The 7,668-nt window shown below is 70.9% G+C and carries 5 protein-coding genes; 3 read left to right on the forward strand and 2 right to left on the reverse strand.

Annotated features, from left to right (window positions below):
• Nucleotides 1-143 precede the first annotated feature (143 nt).
• Nucleotides 144-1,532, forward strand: a complete 1,389-nt coding sequence (locus ABD067_RS22305) for a hypothetical protein (RefSeq protein WP_343897611.1) — start codon at nucleotides 144-146, stop codon at nucleotides 1,530-1,532.
• Complete coding sequence (locus ABD067_RS22310; RefSeq protein WP_343897612.1) at nucleotides 1,533-2,411, forward strand: 6-phosphogluconolactonase; 879 nt, start codon at nucleotides 1,533-1,535, stop codon at nucleotides 2,409-2,411.
• 27 nt (nucleotides 2,412-2,438) lie between these two features.
• On the opposite strand, the gene ABD067_RS22315 is transcribed toward ABD067_RS22310, so the two are convergent.
• Nucleotides 2,439-3,209, reverse strand: coding sequence for an MOSC domain-containing protein (locus ABD067_RS22315; protein ID WP_343897613.1), 771 nt, complete (start codon nucleotides 3,207-3,209; stop codon nucleotides 2,439-2,441).
• 238 nt (nucleotides 3,210-3,447) lie between these two features.
• On the opposite strand from ABD067_RS22315, the gene clpB reads away from it, so the two are divergent.
• On the forward strand, nucleotides 3,448-6,033 hold the full coding sequence (clpB, locus tag ABD067_RS22320; protein ID WP_343897614.1) for an ATP-dependent chaperone ClpB: 2,586 nt from the start codon (nucleotides 3,448-3,450) through the stop codon (nucleotides 6,031-6,033).
• A gap of 68 nt (nucleotides 6,034-6,101) precedes the next feature.
• Here the strand turns inward: clpB and ABD067_RS22325 are convergent, their stop codons facing one another.
• The gene (locus ABD067_RS22325) at nucleotides 6,102-7,457 is read right to left on the reverse strand and encodes a M23 family metallopeptidase (RefSeq protein ID WP_343897615.1); all 1,356 of its coding nucleotides are present in this window, start codon (nucleotides 7,455-7,457) and stop codon (nucleotides 6,102-6,104) included.
• Nucleotides 7,458-7,668: the final 211 nt, after the last annotated feature.

The following is a 7,668-nucleotide window of genomic DNA, read 5'->3' on the forward strand; positions in this document are numbered from 1 at the left end:
GGCATGCAGGTGCCCGGGGGCCGGCGAAGCGGCCTTCGTGCAACGCTGCATACAATGTGAAGTGCATGCGATCGGCTTAACACAGGCGTTAGCATGAACCGTGATAGCACCTTTCCGGCCGGGTAAGCTGGTCGGAGGGGTGCTTGCGCGATCTGGCGAAAACGGACTCATCGCCGCTCGGCGCGGTTGTGGTCGGCGGTGGCCCGGCCGGGGCGGGGTTGCTCGTCGCCGCACGCGGCGCAGGGCTGTTGGATGCGCTGCTCGCCCTGCCGGTCAGGATCATCGAGTGCGGCGATGCCGTCGGTACCGGGGAGCTGGGCGGTTACGCCATCCGCTCCGACAGCCACGCCGAAAGCTTCCTTCGTGCGGTCGAGGCGCAGGCGGAGCCGCCGCTGTCCGTCGCCCTTTCCACGCCGGCCGGGCGGGAGGTGTCGCAACGGCGCGGCGGCCCCGTGGATTTGTCCGTTGCCTCCGCCTTCTTGAACGGCGCGTGCGAGGAACTGCGCGGCGCCCTCGCCGCCTCCGGGCGCGACCCGTTCCTGAACGGCTTCGAGGCACTTTCGGCCCGCAAGACGACGGCCGGCGGTTGGCGCGTGCGCTGCCGCAGGGTCGCCCGGGGCGATGAGGCCGAACTGGACGCCGCTGCGCTGGTGCTGGCCACCGGGGCGCACCAGCCGCCCGAGACGTTGCTGCGCGAGCGGGTGGCCGGCGAACCCCTGCTGCCGCGCTTCGCTGGCAGGCTGGTCCAGTCCTCTGCGCTCCTGTCCCACTCCGGCGCCGCGGCGGCGATCGGGCGCTTGGCGAAGCTCGCTTCACCCAGGGTGGCGATCGTCGGCGGCTCGCACAGCGCCATCGCCTGCGCGCGGCTGCTGCTCGATGCCGCGCCGGGACTGAGCTTCGGGGAGGATGGCGTCGCCGTCCTGCACCGCCGGCCGCTGCGGCTCACCTACGCGAGCCCGGCTGCGGCGCTGGCCGAAGGTTATGCCGAGTTCGGGCCGCAGGACATCTGCGCCCATACAGGGCGCGTCTTCCCGCTCGCCGGCTTCCGCAGCGACGCGCGCGACCTGCTGCGCCGCGCCTGGGGCCTCGGCGGCTGCGGCCCGGAACCGCGCTTGCGCCTGCACCGGCTCCGCCACGGACCCGACGCGGAAGCGGCGCGCATCCTGGAAGACGCCGACCTGGTCGTAGCGGCCCTCGGCTACCGGCCGCGCGCCCTGCCGCTGTTCGACTCCGACGGCCGGCGCATCCGGCTCCACGCCGAAACGGCGCCCGCCGCGCCGCTGGTGGACGGGCGGAGCCGCGTCCTGGCGGCGGACGGCGCGCCGGTGGAGGGCGTGTTCGGCATCGGCCTCGCCGCCGGCTTCCCGCTGCGCGGCACTCACGGCGAGGAAAGCTTCGAGGGCCAGGCCAACGGCCTGTCTCTCTGGCACGGCGAGGTGGGGGCGGCGATCGTCCGCGACCTGCTCGCGGCCCGGCCGGCAGCGGCCACGGCGCGCGTTGCTCCCGGCTTCTCAAAGGCGGAGGCCGCTTAGATGGACCAGACCGCATCCTCCGTGCCGTGGTTCTCGCGGCCTCCGCACGGCTTGGCCGTGCTGCCGGCCGACCGGATCGCCGAGGCGGCCGCCGCCTGCGTCCTGGCGGCGCTCGTGGAGGCGCTGGAGCGGCGGGGGAGGGCGGTGCTGGCGCCGTCCGCCGGACGCACGCCGCGGTCCACCTACGCCCTGCTCCGGGCCGCCCACCGGCACAGCCTGGACTGGTCGCGCGTGGTTCTCGTGCAGATGGATGAGTACGAGGGGGTGGGCGACCGCGACCCCAGCGGCTTCGCCGCTGAACTGCGGCGTGAACTGGTCGAGCCGCTCGGCATCGGCCGGTTCCTCCGCTTCCACGACTCCGACGGCGATCTGCGCCGGCCGCTGGACGCCTACGAGCGGGCGGTGCGCGCCCTGGGCGGCATCGATTGCGCGCTGCACGGCGTCGGGCGCAACGGCCACGTCGCGTTCAACGAGCCCGGGGACGCGCTGGCCGACACCACCCGCCGCGTGCTCCTGGCGCGGTCCACGCGGGTTGCGAACGGGGTGCTGTTCACCCACGGCGTGACGCTCGGCCTCGACGTGTTGGCCGAGGCCAGGGAAACGGTGGTGTTGATGACCGGCGCGGCCAAGCGGGACGCCGCCTCCTCCGTGCTGTTCCGGCCCGAGGGCTTGGCGAACCCCGCCGCCGCCCTCCGTCGGTGCGGCCGCGTCACCGTGCTCCTCGACCCGGAGGCGGCGCCCGAAGCCCTGCCGCGATGGCTCGCGCCCTCGCCCGGCGGCGCTGTGCCGCCCGCGCGTCCGGCCCTCGACGAGGCGCCGCTGAAGCCCCTGCCGGGCACGACGGAGCGGGTGCCCGAGTTGGTCGAGCAGGGGCCGTAGTGGCGGCCAGGCGCCGCCACACCCACGTCAGTGCAGCAGATCGGCCTCCAACGGCTCCAAGGCGTCCCCTAAGGAGACCTGGCCGCCTTCCAGCACCTCCGCGTAGACTCCCAGGTCGGAATGGCCGAAGCGCTCGCGCAACCAGTGTTGCGGCTTCGCGTCCCGTTCGGCCGTTTCCGGGTTCACCTCCGTCGCGGCGCAGCGGACTATGCGCTTGAAGACGCGCAGCCGCGCCCCGCCGATCTGGATTTCCTGCCCGAGCAGCCCGAACTCCGCCCAGGGTTCGCCGCCCGAGACGTAGATGTTGGCGCGGAAGCGGATGGGGTCGAGCGGCGTGTCCACGGCCGCCTCCAGCGCGTGCAGGCTCGATAGCCCGATGATGGAGACGCACTTTTTGGCAACGTCCGTGAAGTTGTGGCCCGGCGCTTCCACGAAACGCGGTGTGCCGCGGGCTTCCGGCCCGAGGAACTCGGCCAGGAAGGCGCCAATCGCCGCCCGCCCGTCCTCCGTCCGGGTGTCGGCGACCAAGGACGACCCGTCCGGCGCCCGGATGGAAAGACGGCCGCTGCGCGGCTCGAAGCCGGTGCGCAGCAAGGCCAGCCGGGCGTTCGCCATGAGGCAGCCGAAATGCCGCTTCGGCAGCCAGGACGGGGCGGCCGGGTCGAACGGCGCGTCGCCTTGCGCAAGGGCGAAGCGGCGGTCCTGCGGGATGCACTCGCCCGGGGTGAGCACCACCTCCTCCAAGGCTTCGGGACTCAGGCCTTTCACCGGGTACCGGTAGACGGCTTCGACGCGCATGGCGGGCAGCACCTTCGGCTCGGGGCGGGGCCGGCGAGCCGTTCCGGCGCGGCGCCTCCGCACCACGCGCTTACCGCCTCAACCTCGCCAGCGTCCACCCGTTTGAAGGAGCGCGGGGAGGCTTGCATCGGCCGGGCGGGCTGACCAACTCGTTGGTGGGAGCGCAGCGCCGCTCCTGCCGGTGGGCCGCCGCGAGCGGGGCCGTCCGGCGGTGTCGCCTTTGTCGAAGGGGCTCCAGATGGACATAGAGAAGTTCACCGATCGCGCGCGCGGGTTCCTGCAAGCCGCGCAAACCATCGCCATACGCGAGTACCACCAGCGCATCACGCCGGAGCACCTGCTCAAGGCACTGCTCGACGACGAGCAGGGCGCCGCGAACGGGCTCATCCGCGCCGCCGGAGGCGATCCCGCCCGTGCCAAGCAGGCGGTCGATGCCGACCTCGCTCGCCAGCCCAAGGTCTCGGGCGCCGGCGCCGGCCAGCCCCAGTTCACGCCGGACGTCGTGCGCGTTTTGGACGCCGCGCAGCAGCAGGCCACCCGCGCCGGCGACGAATTCGTCGCTCAGGACCGGCTGCTGGTCGCCCTCGCGGCTTCGGAAACGGCAGCCGGTCGCGCCCTTCGCGGCGCGGGCGCCGATGCGCAGCGGCTGGAGTCGGCGGTGGCCGATCTCCGCAAGGGCCGAACGGTCAACAGCCAGAACGCCGAGGAGAGCTTCGACGCGCTCAAGAAGTACGCCCGCGACATCACCGCGGCGGCCCGCGAGGGCAAGCTCGACCCGGTGATCGGCCGCGACGAGGAGATCCGCCGCGCCATCCAGGTGCTGGCCCGCCGTACCAAGAACAACCCGGTGCTGATCGGCGAGCCGGGCGTCGGCAAGACCGCCATCGTCGAGGGGCTGGCGCTGCGGATCGTCCGGGGCGACGTGCCGGAGGCGCTGAAGGACAAGCGCGTGATGGCGCTTGACCTTGGCGCGCTGGTGGCCGGCGCCAAGTACCGCGGCGAGTTCGAGGAGCGCCTGAAGGCCGTCCTCAAAGAGGTGACGGAGGCCGAGGGCGACATCATCCTCTTCATCGACGAGATGCACACGCTCGTCGGAGCGGGCAAGGCGGAGGGGGCGATGGACGCCTCCAACCTGCTCAAACCGGCGCTCGCCCGCGGCGAACTGCACTGCATCGGCGCCACCACCCTCGACGAGTACCGCAAGCACGTGGAGAAGGACGCGGCCCTGGCGCGCCGCTTTCAGCCCGTGTTCGTGGGCGAGCCGAGCGTGGAGGACACCATCAGCATCCTCCGCGGCATCAAGGACAAGTACGAGACGCACCACGGCGTCCGCATCACGGACAGCGCCCTGGTCGCCGCCGCGACGCTCTCCAACCGCTACATCACCGACCGATTCCTGCCCGACAAGGCGATCGATCTGGTGGACGAGGCCGCGTCGCGCCTCCGCATGCAGGTGGACAGCAAGCCGGAGGAGCTGGACGAGCTCGACCGGCGGCTGATGCAGCTCAAGATCGAGCGCGAGGCGCTCCGCAAGGAGGACGACCCGGCCTCCCAGGACCGGCTGCAAAGGCTGGAAAAGGAGGTGGCCGACCTCGAAGAGCGCTCGCGCGAGATGACGCAGCGTTGGGAGGCGGAAAAGGGCAAGGTCGTCGAGGCGCAAAAGACCAAGGAGGAGCTGGACAAGGCCCGCACCGAGGTGGAGCTTGCGCAGCGCCGCGGCGATCTCGCCAAGGCTTCGGAGCTGCTCTACGGCGTCATCCCGCAGCTCGAAAAGAAGCTCGCCGGGACGGGCGACAGCGACGCGCGCCTGGTGAACGAAGCGGTGACCGAAGAGGGCATCGCCGCCGTGGTCAGCCGCTGGACCGGCATCCCGGTCGAGAAGATGCTGGAAGGCGAGCGCGCCAAGCTGCTCCGCATGGAGGACCAGCTCCGCAAACGGGTGGTCGGCCAGGAGGAGGCGTTGGAGGCGGTTTCCAAGGCCGTCCGCCGGGCACGCGCCGGCTTGCAGGACCCCAACCGGCCGATCGGCTCCTTCCTGTTCCTCGGCCCGACCGGCGTGGGCAAGACGGAGTTGGTGAAGTCGCTGGCCGCGTTCCTGTTCGACGACGACCGGGCGATGACCCGCATCGACATGTCGGAGTTCATGGAGAAGCACAGCGTGTCCCGCCTGATCGGCGCGCCCCCGGGTTACGTGGGCTACGACGAGGGCGGCGTGCTGACGGAAGCGGTGCGGCGCCGGCCCTACCAGGTCGTGCTGTTCGACGAAGTCGAGAAGGCGCATGAGGACGTCTTCAACGTGCTCCTGCAGGTGCTGGACGACGGGCGGTTGACGGACGGGCAGGGTCGGACGGTCGACTTCCGCAACACCATCATCGTGCTGACCAGCAACCTCGGCAGCCAAGCCATCGCGGAACTCCCGGAAAGCGCCGACATCGAGGCGGCGCGGCCGGCGGTGATGCGGGCGGTGCGGGACCGCTTCCGGCCGGAGTTCCTCAACCGGCTGGACGAGATCGTGCTGTTCCGGCGCTTGGCGCGCGAGGACATGGCGCACATCGTGGACATCCAGCTCGAAAGGCTGCGGAAGCTGCTGGAAGACCGGAAGCTCCGGCTGGAGTTGGACGACAAGGCGCGGGAGTGGCTGGCTGAGGCCGGCTACGACCCGACCTACGGCGCCCGGCCGCTGAAGCGGGTGATCCAGCGGAACCTTCAGGACCGATTGGCGAATCTGTTGCTGGAGGGTTCGATTTCCGACGGCTCCGTCCTGCGTGTCACGGCCGGTCCCGAAGGGCTGGAGGTGCGTCCGCCTTTGGCGGAAGCCGCCTGACATGGGCATTGCTGGGGGAGGCGAGCGCCAGCGCGCCGCCCTCCCCGGCGCCCCGTCTGGGCGCTTCGTCAGTCGGCCATGGCGAGTTCGTGCATCGGTTCGATGCGCGAGAGCCAGGCTTGCACCTGCCGTTGCGTGGCTTGGAAGCCAGCCATCTCCGGCCCGGCGAGGCGGGTGCCCCCGGCGCTGCGCACCGTCGCCGGATTCATCGGCCGTCCGTTCTGCGAAATCTCGTAATGCAGGTGCGGGCCGGACGACAAACCCGTGTTGCCTACTCTGCCGATGAGTTGGCCTTGGCGGACTCGCTGCCCGGGCGCCAAACCGGGCGCGAAACTTGACAGGTGCGCGTACAGCGTCTCGGTCCCGCCTGGATGCCGCAGTTCGACGGTGCGGCCGTAGCCGTTGCGCGGACCGACGCCCACCACGGTCCCGTCGCCTGCCGCGACGACCGGCGTGCCCACGGGGGCGGCGAAATCCACGCCCTGGTGCATCCGGGTGAAGCCTGAAATCGGGTGATGCCGCATGCCGAAGCCGGAGGTGATGCGGGCGCCGTCGAGCGGCGTGCGCAGGAACTCGCGGCGGAGGCTGCGGCCGTCGGCGTCGAACCAGTCCGGGCCGTCGGGCGTTTCATAGCGCCAGATGGAAAGCTCGCGGCCTGACACGCGGAACGAGGCGTGCAGCACCTTGCCGTCGCGGAGGAAGCCGCCGGTCTCCGCCCGGTAGCGTTCGAACAGCACGGCGAAGTGGTCGCCCGGCCGGAGTTCGCGTTGGAGGTCGAGCTCGTGGCTCAGGACGCGGATGAGGTCGTGAGCCAAAGGCTCCGGGACGCCGCCGGACAGCAGGGCTCGAAGGAAGGAGCCCTCGATCCCGGACTGGACCAGCACCAAATGCTTGCGGTGGTCGCTCGGCAAGGGCCGCGATTCGGCGTCGTGGTCAACGCCCGGCACCGCGACCGTGGCCACCGCGCGGCGGGCGAGCGGTTCCGCACCTCGTCGGCTGCGCCGCGGGGCGTTGGACCGCTCACGGTCCAGCACTTGTTGGCGGTCGAGGATACCGGTCACCCAGTCCGAGGGCGCGCGCGAACCCTTGTCGTCTCGACCGACCCGGGCTCCGGCCACGAGCTTGGACAAGGTGTCGCCCGGCCTGCCCACGAGGTACTGCGCCTGCGGCAGCACCGTGTTCCCACCGGTGCGATCCCAGGATGCACCCTCCGCGGCCGCGCCAAAGGGTGCCGCGGCGAGGACACAAACGAACGGCAACGCGCGCTTCAGGCGCGGAACGGCGTGTGGCAACGGCCAGCGACCCCCCAGATTCAAGCTCCCCTGGGCACCTTCAAAGCGAAAACCGGCCTTTGTCAACAGCTTGAACTGTGCGGTTCCGTGATGACGTGAGGTTTTGCGGCGTTGCGATTTACCGTTTGACACGCTCGGCGCAGAGGATTAGAAGCCGCCTCCCGACGTTGAGGCGCAAGCTTTTTGACGGTCGCGACGAAGCGGTGCTTGACACTAAGGGCTTGAGCCATTAGTTTTCCTGCCCCGCTAAGATGCGAGGGATTTGGTTTCGACCGCATGGTTGGAGCCATCGTTCATTCAGAACAGCATAGGGTTTTCGGAGAGGGGAGTTTTGCCCTTTTCC

Origin of the sequence: Craurococcus roseus, from assembly GCF_039523795.1 — a bacterium.
Classification (GTDB): Bacteria; Pseudomonadota; Alphaproteobacteria; order Acetobacterales; family Acetobacteraceae; genus Craurococcus; species Craurococcus roseus.